1 protein-coding gene is annotated in these 219 nt (G+C 46.6%); it reads right to left on the minus strand.

What is annotated here, in order from left to right; translation table 11 throughout:
- Positions 1-219, minus strand: a 219-nt coding sequence (locus tag KJ365_RS00015; protein WP_214449573.1) for a hypothetical protein, incomplete at both ends; no start/stop codon positions are given.

The raw sequence follows: 219 nt of genomic DNA on the forward strand, positions 1-219 counted from the left end.
GTTTCTGCTACTGGACTGCCTAAATGGTCTACATGCACATAACGAGGTGCGCCATCTTCAAGCCTTATACTGCCGGTACTTGAGCCGCCTAGCGGAATATAATCGGTTTTGTTATTGTCACTTACGTTGTGGCGATGTAGCAGTGTACCACCCTGACTGTAAACAGAATACGTGATTTTTGTACTGCCATTGCTACTCACAACTTGCTTAACGCGGCGT

Origin of the sequence: Glaciecola sp. XM2 (genome assembly GCF_018595715.1) — a bacterium.
GTDB lineage: Bacteria > Pseudomonadota > Gammaproteobacteria > Enterobacterales > Alteromonadaceae > Glaciecola.